17 protein-coding genes are annotated in these 15,962 nt (G+C 67.3%); 9 read left to right on the forward strand and 8 right to left on the reverse strand.

Translation table 11 applies throughout. The features are described 5' to 3' along the window. Positions 1 to 18: 18 nt before the first annotated feature. Complete coding sequence (locus tag RIN18_RS04910; protein ID WP_309102831.1) at positions 19 to 675, reverse strand: response regulator transcription factor; 657 nt, start codon at positions 673 to 675, stop codon at positions 19 to 21. Then, a complete protein-coding gene (locus tag RIN18_RS04915) occupies positions 672 to 2,060 on the reverse strand; it encodes a histidine kinase (protein ID WP_309102832.1) in 1,389 nt (462 codons plus the stop codon). The genes RIN18_RS04910 and RIN18_RS04915 overlap by 4 nt, the downstream gene beginning before the upstream one ends. 108 nt (positions 2,061 to 2,168) lie before the next feature. Here RIN18_RS04915 and RIN18_RS04920 point away from each other — a divergent pair, with 108 nt between their 5' ends. Then, a complete protein-coding gene (locus RIN18_RS04920; protein WP_309102833.1) occupies positions 2,169 to 2,912 on the forward strand; it encodes a VTT domain-containing protein in 744 nt (247 codons plus the stop codon). Further along, entirely contained in the window at positions 2,866 to 3,798 is a 933-nt protein-coding gene (locus RIN18_RS04925) for a phosphotransferase (RefSeq protein ID WP_309102834.1), read from the forward strand. The genes RIN18_RS04920 and RIN18_RS04925 overlap by 47 nt, the downstream gene beginning before the upstream one ends. Before the next feature lie 29 nt (positions 3,799 to 3,827). On the opposite strand, the gene RIN18_RS04930 is transcribed toward RIN18_RS04925, so the two are convergent. Beyond that, the gene (locus tag RIN18_RS04930; RefSeq protein ID WP_309102835.1) at positions 3,828 to 4,487 is read right to left on the reverse strand and encodes a response regulator transcription factor; all 660 of its coding nucleotides are present in this window, start codon (positions 4,485 to 4,487) and stop codon (positions 3,828 to 3,830) included. Between the two features lie 229 nt (positions 4,488 to 4,716). Here RIN18_RS04930 and RIN18_RS04935 point away from each other — a divergent pair, with 229 nt between their 5' ends. Beyond that, a complete protein-coding gene (locus tag RIN18_RS04935) occupies positions 4,717 to 5,859 on the forward strand; it encodes a histidine kinase (RefSeq protein ID WP_309102836.1) in 1,143 nt (380 codons plus the stop codon). A 564-nt stretch (positions 5,860 to 6,423) separates the two neighbouring features. After that, positions 6,424 to 7,512: an alcohol dehydrogenase catalytic domain-containing protein gene (locus RIN18_RS04940; protein WP_309102837.1), complete on the forward strand. Its 1,089-nt coding sequence runs from the start codon at positions 6,424 to 6,426 to the stop codon at positions 7,510 to 7,512. Positions 7,513 to 7,521: 9 nt separating this feature from the next. Here the strand turns inward: RIN18_RS04940 and RIN18_RS04945 are convergent, their stop codons facing one another. Together RIN18_RS04945 and RIN18_RS04950 are read right to left on the reverse strand one after the other, a co-directional pair. Beyond that, the gene (locus tag RIN18_RS04945; RefSeq protein ID WP_309102838.1) at positions 7,522 to 8,016 is read right to left on the reverse strand and encodes a CinA family protein; all 495 of its coding nucleotides are present in this window, start codon (positions 8,014 to 8,016) and stop codon (positions 7,522 to 7,524) included. 14 nt (positions 8,017 to 8,030) lie between these two features. Beyond that, positions 8,031 to 8,444, reverse strand: a complete 414-nt coding sequence (locus tag RIN18_RS04950) for a CBS domain-containing protein (RefSeq protein ID WP_309102839.1) — start codon at positions 8,442 to 8,444, stop codon at positions 8,031 to 8,033. Positions 8,445 to 8,721: 277 nt separating this feature from the next. Here RIN18_RS04950 and RIN18_RS04955 point away from each other — a divergent pair, with 277 nt between their 5' ends. Continuing rightward, on the forward strand, positions 8,722 to 9,399 hold the full coding sequence (locus tag RIN18_RS04955) for a DUF6766 family protein (RefSeq protein ID WP_309102840.1): 678 nt from the start codon (positions 8,722 to 8,724) through the stop codon (positions 9,397 to 9,399). Here the strand turns inward: RIN18_RS04955 and RIN18_RS04960 are convergent. Both RIN18_RS04960 and RIN18_RS04965 read right to left on the reverse strand, forming a co-directional pair. Beyond that, entirely contained in the window at positions 9,372 to 9,866 is a 495-nt protein-coding gene (locus RIN18_RS04960) for an FHA domain-containing protein (protein WP_309102841.1), read from the reverse strand. The two genes, RIN18_RS04955 and RIN18_RS04960, sit on opposite strands and share 28 nt — an antisense overlap. 74 nt (positions 9,867 to 9,940) lie before the next feature. Next, the gene (locus RIN18_RS04965) at positions 9,941 to 10,273 is read right to left on the reverse strand and encodes a hypothetical protein (RefSeq protein ID WP_309102842.1); all 333 of its coding nucleotides are present in this window, start codon (positions 10,271 to 10,273) and stop codon (positions 9,941 to 9,943) included. 81 nt (positions 10,274 to 10,354) lie between these two features. Between RIN18_RS04965 and RIN18_RS04970 the strand changes: the two genes are divergently transcribed. The 4 genes from RIN18_RS04970 (at position 10,355) to RIN18_RS04985 (ending at position 14,404) form a co-directional block, all read left to right on the forward strand. After that, a complete protein-coding gene (locus RIN18_RS04970) occupies positions 10,355 to 10,702 on the forward strand; it encodes an ATP-dependent DNA ligase (RefSeq protein WP_309102843.1) in 348 nt (115 codons plus the stop codon). 95 nt (positions 10,703 to 10,797) lie between these two features. Continuing rightward, positions 10,798 to 11,757 (forward strand): TIGR03885 family FMN-dependent LLM class oxidoreductase, encoded by a 960-nt coding sequence (locus RIN18_RS04975; RefSeq protein WP_309102844.1) that lies wholly within the window; start codon positions 10,798 to 10,800, stop codon positions 11,755 to 11,757. Next, positions 11,754 to 13,394: an alpha-amylase family protein gene (locus tag RIN18_RS04980; protein WP_309102845.1), complete on the forward strand. Its 1,641-nt coding sequence runs from the start codon at positions 11,754 to 11,756 to the stop codon at positions 13,392 to 13,394. Before RIN18_RS04975 ends, RIN18_RS04980 begins: the two co-directional genes overlap by 4 nt. Positions 13,395 to 13,519: 125 nt before the next feature. Next, on the forward strand, positions 13,520 to 14,404 hold the full coding sequence (locus RIN18_RS04985; protein WP_309102846.1) for an SDR family oxidoreductase: 885 nt from the start codon (positions 13,520 to 13,522) through the stop codon (positions 14,402 to 14,404). Between the two features lie 96 nt (positions 14,405 to 14,500). On the opposite strand, the gene RIN18_RS04990 is transcribed toward RIN18_RS04985, so the two are convergent. Then, positions 14,501 to 15,934: an MFS transporter gene (locus RIN18_RS04990; RefSeq protein WP_309102847.1), complete on the reverse strand. Its 1,434-nt coding sequence runs from the start codon at positions 15,932 to 15,934 to the stop codon at positions 14,501 to 14,503. Between the last annotated feature and the right edge of the window lie 28 nt (positions 15,935 to 15,962).

Here is a 15,962-nt window from a genome sequence, read left to right on the forward strand (position 1 = left end):
GCGGGCAGCCCGCCGCGGTCACAACCGGTCGACAAGGTCCGCACGATGTGCGAGGACGGCTGCCTCGACGCGGTTGCGTACACCGAGTTTCACCAGGACCGCGCTCACGTATCCCTTCACCGTTCCCTCGACCAGGTGCAGGCGGCGGCCGATCTCGGCGTTGGATGCCCCCGCGCCCACCAGGGCCAGCACCGCGCGTTCGCGATCCGTCAGACGCGTGACCGCCTCGCGCGCTTCGGCGTCGCGGACTCGATCCTTATCTCGGTAGGGGGCGATCACCCGGCGTGCGATGGCAGGGGAGAGGTATGCGCCGCCTGCGGCGACAGCATGGACACCCGCGACGAGTTCCCGTGGGTCGGCGGCTTTGAGCAGGAACCCGAGCGCGCCGCCGCCGAGGGCGCGCTCGACGTAGTCGTCTTCCCCGAAGGTCGTCAGGATGATGACCCGGGTGGTCGGCACGGTGGCGCCGATCTCCGTCGCCGCGGCGAGGCCGTCAAGCCCGGGCATCCGGATGTCGAGCACAGCAACGTCGGGGCGATGCCGCTGGGCGCCGTCGATGGCCTCGCGCCCATCAGCGGCCTCGAATACGACCTCGATGTCGGGGGCCGATTCGAGGATCGAACGCACCCCGGCACGCATCATGGCCTCGTCGTCGGCGATGAGCACCCGGATCATCCCGCCCCCAGATGCAGCTTCTCCACCAGCACACCGTCCGTGAAACACAGGCGGTAGGTGGCATCGGTGAAGTGCAGCCAGCCGTCGCGCGCCGCGAAGTACTCGCAGCGCGCGCCTTCCGGCGCAGGCGGCTCGACGACGAGAGGAGTGGGACCGGGGATACCGTCAGGGAGCACCGGGTCGAGCTCCTCGCGAGTGGAACCCACGCTGATGCTGACGTACACATCCGATGAGATAGCGGTCTGCGTCACCGTGATCGCCTGGACGATGATGAAACCGATGAGGGCGAACGCGACGATCGCCACCGGCAGAATCGACGCCTGCAGCACGCGACGGCGCGCGGAATTCGCGTTCGTCCGCACGGCGAGGTCGGTTGCATCAGTGCCGACGGGCCTCGGCCGCAAGGGAGCGCGGAGCCACAACTCGAACCCGTGATCATCCGGACGTGCCTCGATGGTCGCACCGAGGATCTCGGCCCGGCGTCGGAGGCTCGGGATGCCGTGGCCCCCGCTGCGCGCGATGCTCCCTGTCGATCGGGCGGAGCGCACGACGACGGTGATCCCGGATGTCCCGCTCCTCGAAACGACGACATCGACGCCAGCTCCCGGCGCGTGGCGAACTGCATTGGTGAGCCCCTCGCGGACCGTGCGCACGGCGAGTTCCGCGATCAGCGGGTGTGCGACGGCGAGGGCGGAAGCATCGATCTCGGCCTGAACCGTCATGCCCGCCTCGCGCGCCCCCGAGATCAAAGCCTCCGCGTCCTCACCACCGAGCGGCTCCAGCCGTCCGGGACCGTCCGGTCTCGTCATCTGCACGACATCGCGGAGGCGGCCGCTGGCGCGTACCGCAGCTTCGCGCAGCTCCCGAAAGCGCGCCAGCTGCTGCGGATTCAGATCGCGTTCCAGCTCCAGTGCTCCCGCCTGCACCGCGATGAGGGCGAGCTCATGCCCGATCGTGTCGTGGAGGTCGTCGGCGATTCGCGCACGCTCCTCGGCCTGGGCGCGGCCGGCCAGGAGGGCGGCATCCGATTCGCGCTGCTCCGCCTTCAACAGCCGGTATCGGCCGACCCACCAGGGGAAGACGATGGTGAGCAGCGCGATGACCACGCTGACCAGCCAGTCTCCGAGTGGCGCGCCACCGGGCAGGAGGAACGACGCAGGAAGAGAAAGTACGAAGATCGCCGCGAAGGATGCCACGGCAGGGGCCAATGCCGGCATGCGCCGCCCGGCGAGATAGGCGCCGACGCCGGCGGGCGCGAGGATGAGCACCAGTGCCGAATCTCCCCAGCGTGCCACGGGCAGAGCGGTGATGGACGCGGCGATCAGGAGGGCGGCACCGAGCGGCGTCGGCCACGGCCGCCGCTTCGCGCGGTCCGCTTGGAGCATGAATCCATCATAGGAATGCACGAGCCGCGCCAGACCTGACGAAAGTAAGGTGCCTGCCTGCCTTCGGTGCGATGCCCGCGGGAAGGGCCGGCTCGTAGCGTCACAGGAATGGACTTGATCGCACTTCTGACCGCCATCGTGACCGATCTCGCGGCCTCACCGTGGGTATACCTCGTGGTGTTCGCTGTCTGCGTCATCGACGGGTTCTTCCCTCCGGTGCCGAGTGAGACCGTTGTCGTGGCCGCGGCGGCCATCTCCGTGGCGACCGGCGAGCCGCACCTGCTCCTGCTCGTCGGTGCGGCGGCCGCTGGTGCCATCGCCGGCGACAACATCGCGTACCAACTCGGTCGCGCGCTCGGTACCGACCGCTTCCGGTGGATGCGGGCGAAGCGCGTCGCGTCGGCCGTGATGTGGGCGCGCCGCGGGCTCGACCAGCGCGGGGCGGTGCTCATCTTCGCTGCTCGGTACATCCCGGTCGGCAGGATCGCCGTCAACATGACAGCGGGAGCAACCGGCTATCCGACCCGGCGCTTCGTACTGCTCTCGGTCGCCGCCGGTATGACGTGGGCGACCTACTCCGCGCTCTTCGGCATCGTCGCGGGCCAGTGGCTTCACGATCAGCCACTGTTGGCGGTGGTGATCGCCATCGCGTTCGCCATCGTGGTCGGCGCTCTGGTCGACGTCGTCCTGCGCCGCTTCATCGGACCTGCCACGGGTGCGCCCGCTTCCGAGCCCGAGCAGCGCGCAGGCAATACCCTCACGCGAGCCGAGGATCGGACTGTCGCCGACCCGCTACGGTTGTCCGATGAGCGCGGCCACAGCATCCCGAACGTCCTGGACCGACCTGCCTGACGACATCCGGACGTTGGTCGCGGAACGGCTGGGCGGAGATGTCGTCGAAGCGGTGAGCCAGAGCGCCGGCTTCTCGCCGGGCAGCGCGGATCGCGTTCGCACGGCAACCGGGAAGCGCGCCTTCGTCAAGGCCGTGCAGCGCACCGCTCATCCGGGCACGTATGACCTGCATCTCAGAGAGCTCGAGGTCATGCAGACGATGCCGTCCGATGTCAGCGCTCCCGCCCTGATCGGATCATTCGCCTCTCCCGACTGGGTCGCACTCATCCTCGAGGACGTCGAGGGTCGGCATCCCGGCGCAGCGCGCGACGGCAGCGATGTCGTCGCTGTTCTCGATGCGCTCATGACGCTCCCGAAGGTGCCGGCGGGCTCGGGGTTGCCGAAGGCCGTCGACGAGTTGGGCGTGGACGCCTCCGGTTGGGCCGAGCTGCAGGACGAGGATGCCGTCGCCGACCTCCCCGAGTGGGTGCAGGCATCGTTCACCCGCCTGCGCCAGTGTGCGGAGTCCGTCTCGAGCACCGTGGCAGGCGAATATCTTCTCCATCTCGACTGCCGTGCCGACAACCTGCTGATCGACACGGCCGGTTCGGCATGGCTCATCGACTGGCCCTGGGCCGGGATCGGTGCGCGCTGGGTCGATGGGCTCTGCTACCTCCTCGACGCGCGGCTTCGGGGCGAAACGATCGATGCCGAGGCTCATCTGGGCGGGCATCCACTCTTCGACGGCGTCGCGGACGCGAGCATCGATTCGGTTCTCGCCGCGCTGACGGGCGGATTCTTTGCGAAAGCGCGTAGGCCTGCGCCGCCGAACATGCCGACGCTGCGCGAATTCCAGCACGGTGAGGCCCTCGCCGGGATCGCCTGGCTGCGCGAACGCTGGGGCTGATTCGGGCGCACGCTCGAGGCGCGAACCACTCAGCGGAAGTCGACGAGCCCCGCCTGCGCAGCGGTCACCAGGATCTGAACCCGGTCGCGGACCTGCCATTTCGACATGATGCGGCCGAGATGCGCCTTGACCGTGCCTTCGGACACGATGAGCGCTCGAGCGATCTCCGCATTGGACATGCCTTGCGCCAGGCAGCCCAGAACCTCGGACTCTCGCTCGGTGAGCTGTTCCAGGGGCGCGTCCCGGCCGGCGCCGGACGGCTCCCCGTCTCGCACATGCCGGATCAGCATCGACGCGATCCGGGGTGAAAGCGAACTCGCCCCGCCATAGACCTCGCGCACGCCCGCCACGATGGCGTCGGCGCTGGAGTCCTTCAGCAGGTACCCCGAGGCTCCCGCGCTCAGCATCGGGAGCACGGTATCGCTGCCCTCGAGTGTCGTGACGGCAAGGATGCGCACGTCCGGCCACCGCGTCGCGATCACCGACGTCGCCTCGATGCCGTTCATCTCGGGCATCTGCACATCCATCATCACGACGTCCGGCTGGTCGCGTTCGACCGCGGCGATCGCCTCCACGCCGTCTTCGGCCTCACCGATGACCTGGATCTCGGGAGCGCGAGAGACGAAGTGCGACAACGCGGATCTGACCAGAGGGTCGTCGTCGACGATGAGGAGGCGGATATCCGGCATGAAGGAAGCCTAACGGCGTCGCTACTGCCCGAACGCTGTGTAGACCTTCGGCCAAAAAAGACTGTCCAGTAGTCAGATGTGCGATGCGTTCCGCTCGGGCGAAGATGAGTCCAAGCAGTCCACGTAAGACCACATATGGAGGTGAAACACTATGTCTTTTTGGCAGCAGCTCGCACGAGCATTCGGTATCAAAGGCTAGATTACCTGGCGAATAGGGAATACTGAAACCATGGCACTACTCCCGTCAGTCAGGGACGACTCAAGAGTCTTTCGACTGAATCGCGGCGAGCGTCTCAGCGCCCTGGAGCGGGTCCTCGTATTGGTGTTCATCGGAGTGGTCATCAGCCTCGATGTGTTCGGGCTGATCGTCTCTCCGGGCGTAGACCCCACCGGATCCCTTCTCAGCATCGCGACCAGTGCAGTGTTTGCGCTGTACCTTTGGTCGCCTTGGACGGCAACGGCCCTATTGGGCGTCGTGCTCGTCCTGTCGTTCTTTGCCGACACGGAATCTGCCGCGCTCCTCGCCGTGGCGATAGCTGCAGGCCTCATTCTGAGGCTCGGGTGGACAGCTCTGGTCCTGACCTATGTGGTCATCTTCCTTCTTGGATCCTCCGTCTATGCGTACGGGGACGAGAACGGTGCGGTGAATGTCGGCATATATTTGGTGCTCGCAACCGTCGCGGGCGCGATCGGTTTCGCGCTGCGGATGGCATCCGCTCGGGGGCGGCGGTATGAACAGGAACTCGCGGAGAAGGCGGAGCAGGAGCGGCAGGCGGTGCTCGCGGAGCGACGATGGATCGCCGGCGAGTTGCACGACAGTATCGCCCACCACCTCACCGTCGTGGCGCTTCACGTTCAGATGCTGGACGACCCGCAGGCGACCCGGGGATCGCAGGAAGCGATCCGGGTCGCTGCGAAGAAGGCGATGACGGATCTGCGCTTCGTCATCGAGCTCGCCGACGACGGACCTCGGTCGTCCGAGGTCCCGACGGGCGACCTCACCGAGGCGATCGACGAAGCCCGCGGTGAATTCGAATCCGCCGGCCACGCCGTGGTCTACGACGGGGACGCGCGCGTCGAGCGCCTCCACCGCGCCGCGGAGATCATCCTCGCCAGGATCGTCCGTGAATCGGCGACGAACATCCTGAAATACGCCGGCCCCGGCGAGGTCACGATCGCGCTCGACATCGACGAGGAGTTCGCCGCGCTCACGATCAGCAGTCCGCTTCCCACCACGCCTCGGCGCGACCTGTCTTCCAGTCGCACCGGACTCGGGCGAATGGCGGAGAGAGTCGTCGGAGCCAGCGGAGAGTTCAACGCCGGCGAGGTCGACGGACATTGGCGCGTCGAAGCGCGCCTCCCGTTGAGCTGACCGGATTGCCCTCGTGCGGTGGTTTCGCGCGCGAAAGCGGATCGGATCCGTCGAGCACCGATGCAGACACTAGACGAAGGTCCACATGCATCTCGACGTTTAGACCTTATCTGCGATGCTTCGCGTGCGTATGTTGAGAGCACCCCAGAAAAAGCGTCCCCAGCGCTTCGATCGCGGGCGCGATGTATTGGCTTCAACGATCTACACCGCGCTCGCGATCGGTATTCTCCTCAGACTGTCGAGTCATCCGGTCTGTGAAGTACTCCGGACCGTCGCGTCATCCGGGTCCTCGAGTCCTCTGATCCATCCCGTCCGCTGCTTCGGATGCGCTGGAGCGCGAACCATCGGCCCTGTCGCCGGCGGCGCGCTGACGCAGCGATCGATCCTTCGGCACGAGCGCGAGGGAAAGCGCCGGTGAACGCCCTTTGAACACTTCGGAGTCGTATGCGTGTCTGCGTCGACCGGCTGAAACGGTAGAGGTCGATCACCTGGAGACATCAGCATGCACATTCGTTCTTCCGCCGCCCCCGCCGGACACCCGGTCGCCTGAGAGCGGAACTCTGTATGGGCGTAGCAGTCACGCGATCTCCGGTTCCCCGCACGGACGTCGCACTTCGACCCGCCGCCATGGCGATGGCGTGGATCGGTGAGGGGCAGCCACACGAGGTCATCGCCGTGCCTGGCGTCGCGCTCGCCGATGGCGACGTGCTCGTGGCGGTGGAGCTGTCGACGATCTGCGACTCTGACGTGCACACGGTGAGCGGACGAGGACACGTACCGGCACCACTGGTGCTCGGGCACGAAAGCGTCGGCCGCGTCATCGCGATGGGGGAGGGGGTCGTTCATACAGTCGACGGCTCGACACTGCGCATCGGCGATCGTGTCGTGTGGTCGGTGACGGTCTCGTGTGCGAGCTGCGACCGCTGCCTTCACGGGATGCCGCAGAAGTGCCGTGCTGTGAGCACATACGGCCAGGAGCGCATCGGAGTGCATGGCGACCTGACCGGTGCTTTCGGAAGCCACATGCAGCTACGCCGCGGAACAGCGATCGTGCGAGTGCCGGAGACCCTGCCGGCCGCGGTGCTCGCCCCTGCCTCCTGCGCCACCGCGAGCGCCTGGGCAGCGGTCTCGCGTGCGGCGCGCGACAAGGACCTGCAGGGCGCCGCCGTCCGGGTGTACGGGGCAGGACTCGTGGGCCTCTCTGCTGCGGCCATCGCCGTGGAGCACGGGGCCACCGTCGAGATGGTCGACGCGAACCCGCAGCGCCGCGCGTTCGCGGCGCGTTTCGGTGCCGAGGGCATCGACCGCCATCCCGACGTGGTGATCGAGACGTCCGGTCACGCGGTACACGACGCGTTCACGCAGGTCGACACGGGGGGGATCGTGGTGCTCGCGGGCAGCGCGATCCCCACGCCGCCCGTCCTGTTCGACGCGGAGGACATCGCGCGCCGGCTGGTCACCGTGGCCGGGGTGCACCACTGCACCGGTGTGGAACTCTCCGAGGCCGTGTCCTTCCTCGCCGGACGTGGTCGTGCGTACCCTTTCGCGGATGCCGTCGGCGAAGTGCACGCGCTCGGAGACCTCGATGCGGCACTGCTCGCAGCATCCGCCCCCGATGCACCGCCCCGGATCGGACTCGTCCCCGGGCGGTGACCCCGCTCGTCAGGCGGGATGCGCTCGGCGCTGGGGGCCGACGGGGTGGAGGGTCTCGGCGTGGAAGGCGAGCAGTCGCATCGCCGCATCGACGCTGGCGGACAGCACACTCTGCGGGTCTCCGGGCAGCGCCAGCCGGCGGTGACCGACATGGGTGGGCGTGGCCCAGCCGAGGTAAACCGTCCCCGCGGGATGACCGCCCTCTGAGCCAGGACCACCCACGCCCGTCGTCGAAACGCAGATGTCGGCGTCGAAGAGGAGCCGGGCGCCCGACGCCAGCTGCTCGGCGCACGCCGCAGAGCACGGGTCTGTACCGGGGGCGAGCCCCAGCACACGCTCCTTCACATCGGTCAGGTAGGCGACGATGCCGCCGGCGAACCATTCCGAGGCGCTCTCACCCTGTCCGACGGTGTTGGCGAGCTGCCCTGATGTCAGCGATTCAGCCACGCACACGCGCAGCTTCCGGGAACGGGCCAGCTCGCTCATCCGCTCGATGTCGTTCACGTCGCGTTCCTCGGTCACCGTGAAATGCCCTCGACCGTCTCGCCGGTCAATTCCGGCGACAGTGAACGCGCGACATCCGCCTGACTGACGATCCCGACCAGCAGGTGATCCTCGATCACAGGCAGCCGTCGAACCTGATGCTCCTGCATGCGCTTCAACGCGACATCGATGTCGTCGGTCGCCCGAACGGTGACGGGCTTACCCTGCGCGAGAGCGCCCGCCGGCGTCGTCTCCGGATCGAGTCCTTCGGCCACCGCCCTCACCACGATGTCGCGGTCTGTCAGCATCCCCTTCAGCTTGCCGTTCTCTCCGCAGATCGGGAGCGCCCCGACGTCGAGCTCGGACATCACCGCCGCTGCGATGCTCAGCGAGTCGTTCACCCCGATGCAGCGCGGACTCGGGGTCATGATGTCGCGGGTGATGGTCATGTGAGCAGTCCCTCTCGTCGATCGCCAGTGCTTCGTCAGGATGACGATACGGCCGAGGTCGCGGGCGCGGAGGGGCATTGACAATCGAGGTCGCCGGCGTCAACCCCCTGGCGGCGACCCCTTGAGGGCGGCCAGCATCTGGTTCGGAAGACGGGAGAAACGATGCACGAATCGACGACCAGGCACTCCGGGATGATGGCTATGTTCTGGACCTGGATGACGATCATCGTCGCCGGGCTCGCCGTCATGATCGCCATCCCTCTCGGAGGGCGCTGACATGCGCCGCTGGATCCGGGACAACGGACTGAGCCTGTTCTTCCTGGCGCTGTTCCTGCTCGCCCTCATCGGTCAATCGATCGCAGGGTTCTTCCGCAACAACGCCGAACTGGTCGACCACGGCCAGCCCGAGATCGGCTTCGGGCAGTTCGTCTCGTCGTCAGACTTCCTCGTCGACGTCGCCGAGAACTGGCAGTCCGAGTTCCTGCAGTTCTTCCTGTTCATCGCCGCCACCATCTGGTTCATCCAGCGCGGATCACCCGAGTCGAAGAAGCCCGGTGATGAGGGTCCGGGTGACGACGCCGACCAGTACGTGGGCTCGCATGCGCGAGACGATTCACCGCCGTGGGCCCGGATGGGTGGCTGGCGAACGATGCTCTACGGCAACTCGCTGCTGATCGTGATGGGCGCGATCTTCGTGCTGTCGTGGTTCGCTCAGTCGCTGGCAGGGCTGGTGGTGATGAACCAGGAGAACGCGATGCACGGAGCCGAAGCGCTCAGCTGGCTCGGCTATGTCGGCTCGCCGGACTTCTGGGACCGCACGCTGCAGAACTGGCAGTCGGAGTTCCTCGCCGTCGGCACGATGGTCGCCTTCTCCATCTACCTCAGGCAGCGAGGATCAGCCGAGTCGAAGCCGGTGGGCGTCCCGCATCACGTCTCGTCCGAGGAATCGGACTGACCCGCGGCATCGCCGCTGTAGTCGGGGCGCGGCGGCTGCACGGGCTGGTCGTCGTACTCGCCGCCCTTGCGGCCCCCGTACGGCCGGCCATGGTCGGCGAACTCCTCGCGATTGAAAACGAGTGTCCAGGGGCCCGTCGTGAATCGCGCTCCGGTGCGGAGGGTCTGGGTGCGGTCGCCGTCATGGGTCGCCGTGGAGTCCGGGTTCGAGTTCATCTCGCCCTCGCCATGCAGGGTCAGCACGTACTCGTCGCGCTCGTCGTGCTGGATGGTGGCGTGCACGGGGTCGGTGTCCGCGAGTCGGAGCTCGTTTCCCGCCGCCGACCCGATGCGCACGACATCGTCCTCCAGGCGGAACTCGGCGCGCTCGTCGTCTCGCGTGATCCGCAGCAGCGGGTTGCCCGCACCCCACTCGGCGTGGGTGGTCGTCGGGGTGTATCCGGGCTCCGGTGTGGGCTGTTCATCCATGAGTCGTCGTCTCCTCGGCTGTCGGGACTCCCGACGATACAACAGCCCGCCAACGCCGGCCGAGGGGGTTGACTTCAGGCGCGCTCGCCGACGGGTTCGTCGCTCGACCTGACGTGCTCGGGAACGATCGTGATCCCACCACTGGTGTTCGCCGAGTTCGCCATGGCGGTGATCCATTCGCCCGACAGAGGCGGCGGCTCCGGCTCGTCGAAGACGAACCGCAGCGGGATGGACGGATGGAGCCAGATGGTCGAACGTCCGGCCGAATCCCCGTCGGGGTGACGCCACGACAGAGTGAAGCTCTCATTCCGACGGAGCTTCGTGGCGATGACGACCTTGAGATGTGCGAGCGCCCGGTCCTCAATATGAATGGGTTCGGCGGCGCCGCCGTAGTAGATCATGCCCATAGGCCATACGCTACGCATGGGGGAAAGATTCCGACAGACCCCACGTCGGAGCGGCGTGTTATTGATCGAGGAGCAATCTGCATGGGCAAGTTCATCTACGAGGGCGGCGTGAAGACGGAGATCGAGGATCGCGCGCTCACGCATCTGCAGCTTGTGATCACCGCGAAGCTGCGCCGGGGCGAGCCGTTCCCATTCAGCTGGCGCGAGGACGCCAGCGTCGGCGGTGGGCGCACCACCGTCTGGATCCAGCCGGGAAGCTCCCTCGTCTTCAAGTACTTCGGCAGCCGCCAGCCATCCATCAACCGCGCCTGGATCGAGGCCCTGGCCTTCACCGCGAACGCCCCGAGCGGCCTCTACCTCGTGCCGGAGCCGGCCGAGGCCGGTGAAAGCTCGACAACCGGCGAAGTGGCGGTCACCCCGCCGCTCTAGGAGCTGCTGCCCGGTGCCAGGCCGCGCACGCCGACCGCGGAACTGCCTTGTCAACCCCCGTGTCTCCTGCGGCACACGCCGCGAGGATCGCGGACATGACAGTCATCGGCTATCACGCTTCCCATGAACAGCTTCCCCCGGGCATGCTGCTGTCCGCAGTGCGATTGGCGGAGTCCGTCGGGTTCGACGCGGCGATGTGCTCGGATCACCTCGCCCCCTGGACGCGCGCTCAGGGAGAGTCCGGTTTCGCGTGGAGTTGGATCGGTGCTGCGCTCGCGAGGACCGACTTCCCGATCGGCCTGGTGACTGCGCCCGGCCAGCGCTATCACCCGGTGATCATCGCGCAGGCGATGGCGACGCTCGAGGAGATGTTCCCCGGCCGGTTCTGGGCGGCGCTCGGCAGCGGTGAGGCGCTGAACGAGCACGTCACCGGAGACCCATGGCCCGACAAGCCGGCAAGAGAGCGGCGACTGCGCGACACCGTCGCCGTCTTCCGACGGCTGCTGTCGGGCGACCGGATCAGCTTCGACGCCGGCATCCGCGTGCACGATGCGCGGATCTGGAGCCTGCCGGCGTCTCCGCCGCCGCTCTTCGGCGCAGCGGTCAGCCCGACCACGGCGGCGTGGCTGGCCGAGTGGGCGGACGGGCTGATCACGGTCGGCTCGGATGCCGCGGCCACGGAAGAAGTCCGTACGGCCTATCGGTCGGCACAGGGGGCGGGTGAGACGCGACTGCAGATCCACATCAGCCTGGAAGAGACCGACGACGACGCGCTGGCGGTGGCGAGGGAGCAATGGTCCCACGCCACCGCTCCGCCGGAGCACATGTGGGACCTCGAGCAACCCGAAGACTTCGAGGCGCTCGCCAACCCCACCGATGAGGCCCTGCGCAAGGCCGTCGTCATCGGGCATTCCGCCGACGATCTGGCTGACCGCATCGCCGAGATCGCAGCCGGCTTCGACCAGGTGTACGTGCACCACGTCGGCACCGACCAGGCCGCTTTCCTGCGGCGATGCGAGCGGGAGCTGCTGCCGGCCCTTCGGAGCAGGCTGTGAGGCCGGCGGACACCAGCGACCTCTGGTGGCGGACCGCGGTCATCTACTGCCTCGATGTCGAGACCTTCCAGGATTCCGACGGTGACGGCATCGGCGACCTCGAGGGCCTGGCGACTCGGATCGACTATCTGGCAGACATGGGCGTCACGTGCCTCTGGCTGATGCCGTTCCAGCCCACGCGAGACCTCGACGACGGCTACGACATCACGGACTTCTATGCGGTCGACCGTCGCCTCGGCGATCTCGGTCACGTGGTCGAGCTGCTGCGCGTCGCGCACGGGCGCGGCCTGCGCGTCATCATCGACCTCGTGGTGAACCACACGTCGGACCGGCATCCGTGGTTCGTCGACGCGCGACGATCGCGCACCTCCCGCTACCGCGATTACTACATCTGGCGGGACAAGCCCCCGCGCACCTCGCAGGCCCTCGTCTTCCCGGGCGAGGAGACGAGCGTCTGGGAGAAGGACGAGAAGACCGGGCAGTACTACCTGCACAGCTTCTATCGTCATCAGCCGGACCTGAACCTCGCGAACCCGGCGGTGCGTGCCGAGATCGCACGCATCGTCGGCTTCTGGGCCGAACTCGGGGTCGACGGGTTCCGTATCGATGCGGTGCCCTTCCTCATCGAAGGCCCGGGCGCTGCCGGCGAGAGCGATCCGCACGACTTCCTCCGGGAACTCCACCGGTTCATCACGCGGCGACGCGGCGATGCCGCGCTTCTCGGCGAAGTGAACCTGCCCCACAAGGATCAGCTGGACTACTTCGGCACGGAGGGGACGGAGCTTGACCTGCAGTTCGACTTCGCCTCCATGCAGGCGACCTTCCTCTCGTTCGTCCGGCACGACGCCGGCCCTCTGGCCGCAGCACTACGCAATCGGCCGGAGGTCGATGTGCGCCAGGGATGGGCGACGTTCCTGCGCAATCACGACGAGCTGACCCTGGACCAGCTCAGCGAGGACGAGCGTCAAGAGGTGTTCGAGGCGCTGGCGCCGGATGAGAAGCAGCGCGTCTACGGCCGCGGTATCGTCCGCCGCCTGGCTCCGATGCTGAAAGGTGATCCGCGTCGGATCCGCATGGCGTACAGCCTGATGTTCTCGCTGCCGGGAACGCCGGCGCTGTTCTACGGCGAGGAGATCGGCATGGGCGAGGTGCCCCATCTCAAAGACCGGATGGCGGTGCGACCGCCGATGCAGTGGCGCCCGGAGCGCGACGGCGGGTTCTCCACCGCGCGGCGATCCCGGGAGCGCATCGCACTCGCAGAAAGCGGATACGGTCCGGAGCACGTCAACGTCCACGAACAGCTGCGCGACCCCGACTCGCTGCTGTCGTTCATCAAGACCCTCATCACTCGGTTCCGCGAGGCACCGGAGATCGCCTGGGGGAAACTCGAGGTCCTCGATGTCGGCGATTCGGCGGTGCTGGCGCACACCCTGACGGCCGACGGATCCGTTCTCCTCGCGCTCCACAACTTCGGCGACGAGGCGCGACGGATCGTCATCCCCGCCCGCGAGGCAGGAGGCACACGGTTGCTCGATCTGCTCGACTCGGCGCCGCCCGTCGACGCCGAACGCGGCACGCTCGAGGTCGATCTCGACGCGTACGGCCATCGCTGGTCACGCGTTGTCACCCCCGATTGACGGCATCGGGCGCTGAGGGCGCGAGCGTGCCACATGCCGTCCGGTGCGCCGCGATGTCAAGCCCCTGCCGGATCCGCAGAACGCCGGAGAGGCTCGGATCACCATACGAACAAGAAGGAGAAGTCATGGCAGAGAACGCCCCTGACCCCCGCACTGCTCACCGCACAGAAGACTTCCCCGCGCAGGAGCAGGAGCAGCCGGGGCTGACCGGCCAGACCTCGCCGACGCCCGACCATGGCGAATCGAGCTATGTCGGCCATGGCCGTCTGGAAGGGCGCCGCGCGCTGATCACCGGCGGGGACTCCGGCATCGGAAGGGCGGTGGCCATCGCCTTCGCACGCGAGGGGGCGGATGTCGCCATCGTGCACATGCCGGAGGAGCAGGAAGACGCCGACGACACGCTCACCCACGTCCGAGAGGCGGGACGCCGCGGACTGAGTCTTGCGGGCGACGTGCGTGACGAGACCTTCGCCACGGAGGTGGTGTCGGCTGCGCAGCGGGAGTTCGGCGGTCTCGACATCGTCGTGCTCAACGCCGCCTTCCAGCACGACATCGACGGCTTCGAGAACCTGAAGACGGAGGACATGCGGCGGGTGTTCGAGACCAATCTCTTCGGTCTGCTGTACTCCGCTCGAGCCGCGTACCCGATCCTCGAGCCGGGAGCGAGCCTGATCGTGACGGCGTCGATCCAGGCCTACAGCCCTTCGCCCGGCCTCATCGACTATGCGATGACGAAGGCGGCGCAGGTCGCGTTCGTGAAGGGGCTCGCTGAGGAGGCAGGTCCCAAGGGCATCCGGGTGAACGCCGTCGCACCGGGCCCGATCTGGACCCCCCTCATCCCGGCGACCGGATGGGATGCCGAGAAGGTCACCTCATTCGGTCAGGACACGCCCATCGGACGCGCGGGGCAGCCCGTGGAACTGGCCGGAGCGTACGTGTACCTCGCCTCCGACGAGTCCTCGTACGTCTCGGGAGCGGTGCTGCCGGTGACCGGAGGCAAGCACCTCTGATTCGGGCGGGTTCCGCTCGACCGACGCAGACCCGGCGACGCGCCCACCATGAGTGGACGCGTCGCCGGGTCGTTCTGTGCCTCCGGGACCGATCGCTCAGGTCAGCGCATCAGCCCTGCGACGGCGTGTCATCACCACCGAGACAGAGGCCAGCAGACCGATGACGGCGACCGCGATGACGAGGTACAGACCCGGCCGGTACTCGGCGATGCTCGTGGCGGCCGTGGCGCTGATGAGACTGGTGGCGATCGCGAGGACGATCGCTCCGCCGATCTGCCCGGAGGTCTGTACGAGACCGGAGGCCAGACCCTGCTCCTCGTCGGTGATGCCTTCCGTCGCCTGGACCATGACGGCGGAGAAGCCGATCGCGAATCCCAAGCCCAGCAGCAGGAAGCTCGGCAGGTAGTCGACGAGGTAAGCGGGCTGCGGACTGCCGCCGCGCAGGATGAACCACAGGTACCCCAGCACGAACGCCGACATCGCGGCGATGATCATCGGCGTGGTGCCGAAACGATCGATGAATCGGCCGGCGAACGGAGACAGGAACGCGACGATGATCCCCGCGGGCGCCAATGCGAGCGCCATCTGCAGCGGTTCCCAGCCGAGCGTGTTCTGAAGGTAGAGCGACACGATGGTCTGGAAGCTGATGTACGAGCCGAAGATCGCCATCGCGGCGAGATTGGCACGCACGATCGATGTCACTTTGAAGATGCTGAGGCGCACGAGCGGATGCCGCACCCTGCTCTCGATCACGAAGAAGGCCGCGAGAAGGAGTACGGCTGCCACCAGTGTGGCGATGACCGTTCCGGTGAAGCCGGTCTCGGGAGCAGTCACGATGGTGTAGACCGCGGCGAGCATGCCACCCGTGAGCGTCGCTGCACCCGCGAAGTCGATGCGACCGTGATCGGTGTCCTGATTGCGCGGCACGACGATGAATGCCGCGACCAGCACGATGGCCACCGCGATGACCGGGGCGAAGAACGTGAGTCGCCAGTCGATGGCGGTGAGAAGCCCGGACATGATCAGCCCCGAGGCGTATCCGGTCGCCCCGAAGACGGTGAAGATCGACAGCGCCTTGTTGCGGTCGTGGCCCTGCTTGAAGGTCGTCGTGATGATCGACAGTGCGGCCGGCGCGGTGAAGGCGGCAGCGATGCCCTTGACCACGCGGGTGGCGACGAGGATCGCTCCGTCGTCGACGAGTCCGCCGACGAGCGAGGCGATTCCGAACACGACCAGGGCCGCGAGGAAGACGCGGCGGCGACCGAGGAGATCGGCGGCGCGGCCGCCGAGCAGGAGAAGACCGCCGTACCCGAGGATGTAGCCGTTGACGATCCACTGAAGGCTGGTCGTGTCGAGACCGAGTTCCGCTCCGAGCGACGGCAGCGCGACGCCGACCATGGAGAGATCCAGGGCGTCGAGGAACATCGCCAGTCCCGCGACGAAGAGGATGGCCCAGAGCCGAAGACCCCATCGGGGGCTCGTGGTTGAGGGAATGGGCGACAGATGAGAATCAGCGTGGGTGAGTGTCACGTCGGCCAAGCTACATGTCCGTGCATTT

Origin of the sequence: Microbacterium sp. (assembly GCF_031179285.1) — a bacterium.
Classification (GTDB): domain Bacteria; phylum Actinomycetota; class Actinomycetes; order Actinomycetales; family Microbacteriaceae; genus Microbacterium.

What these genes read in the sequence shown, in the direction of transcription:
- RIN18_RS04910 (WP_309102831.1), bottom strand. Translation starts at nt 675, where the DNA reads ATGATCCGGGTGCTCATCGCCGACGACGAGGCCATGATGCGTGCCGGG.
- RIN18_RS04915 (WP_309102832.1), bottom strand. Translation starts at nt 2,060, where the DNA reads ATGCTCCAAGCGGACCGCGCGAAGCGGCGGCCGTGGCCGACGCCGCTC.
- RIN18_RS04920 (WP_309102833.1), top strand. Translation starts at nt 2,169, where the DNA reads ATGGACTTGATCGCACTTCTGACCGCCATCGTGACCGATCTCGCGGCC.
- RIN18_RS04925 (WP_309102834.1), top strand. Translation starts at nt 2,866, where the DNA reads ATGAGCGCGGCCACAGCATCCCGAACGTCCTGGACCGACCTGCCTGAC.
- RIN18_RS04930 (WP_309102835.1), bottom strand. Translation starts at nt 4,487, where the DNA reads ATGCCGGATATCCGCCTCCTCATCGTCGACGACGACCCTCTGGTCAGA.
- RIN18_RS04935 (WP_309102836.1), top strand. Translation starts at nt 4,717, where the DNA reads ATGGCACTACTCCCGTCAGTCAGGGACGACTCAAGAGTCTTTCGACTG.
- RIN18_RS04940 (WP_309102837.1), top strand. Translation starts at nt 6,424, where the DNA reads ATGGGCGTAGCAGTCACGCGATCTCCGGTTCCCCGCACGGACGTCGCA.
- RIN18_RS04950 (WP_309102839.1), bottom strand. Translation starts at nt 8,444, where the DNA reads ATGACCATCACCCGCGACATCATGACCCCGAGTCCGCGCTGCATCGGG.
- RIN18_RS04955 (WP_309102840.1), top strand. Translation starts at nt 8,722, where the DNA reads ATGCGCCGCTGGATCCGGGACAACGGACTGAGCCTGTTCTTCCTGGCG.
- RIN18_RS04960 (WP_309102841.1), bottom strand. Translation starts at nt 9,866, where the DNA reads ATGGATGAACAGCCCACACCGGAGCCCGGATACACCCCGACGACCACC.
- RIN18_RS04965 (WP_309102842.1), bottom strand. Translation starts at nt 10,273, where the DNA reads ATGGGCATGATCTACTACGGCGGCGCCGCCGAACCCATTCATATTGAG.
- RIN18_RS04970 (WP_309102843.1), top strand. Translation starts at nt 10,355, where the DNA reads ATGGGCAAGTTCATCTACGAGGGCGGCGTGAAGACGGAGATCGAGGAT.
- RIN18_RS04975 (WP_309102844.1), top strand. Translation starts at nt 10,798, where the DNA reads ATGACAGTCATCGGCTATCACGCTTCCCATGAACAGCTTCCCCCGGGC.
- RIN18_RS04985 (WP_309102846.1), top strand. Translation starts at nt 13,520, where the DNA reads ATGGCAGAGAACGCCCCTGACCCCCGCACTGCTCACCGCACAGAAGAC.